Raw genomic sequence first — 481 nt, 5'->3', positions numbered from 1 at the left:
AGCATAGTCAATAAATCCATGTTCACGGTTTAATGTCTGTATGAACAATGTGATTTTTGAATTTAATATAGTTTGTTTTAAGACCAGATGAAGTACTTCTTTTGGTGAAGTACGGTGGTTTATGGAATTGAATAAAAGTAAATGCATTTCTTCTTTTTCCTTGAGTATAATAAAGTTTTTATGGATAGAAACTGATTTGCCAATAAAAGGTCTAATAAATTGATATATATACATTAGGGGTTCATAAATTCCATGACTGTTCATCAAAGCGACATCAGCTTTCTCTTTACGCATTAATTCGTACCCGACACCACAACCTCTATTTAACAAAATAAGCATATGACACATTAAATCAGCTATTTCTAAAGGATGGCTTTCTTCGTAAAACTTGAAGCATTGCTTTGTAATTTTTGTGTATACAAACTTTGATGTATCAATATGTGAAGCTTTAATTACTTTATTAAAGTAAGCGTAATAACTC

At 29.9% G+C, this 481-nt stretch carries 1 pseudogene; it reads right to left on the bottom strand.

The features are described from left to right. Window positions 1-481 (bottom strand): annotated as a pseudogene (locus tag ACF91D_RS31795) (AraC family transcriptional regulator Rsp); the annotation flags it as partial.

Source organism: Staphylococcus sp. 231237_7MaSpsaltlick (assembly GCF_043107035.1).
The sequence above is the reverse complement of the archived record's forward strand: the minus strand, read 5'-3'. Positions and strand labels throughout refer to the sequence as shown.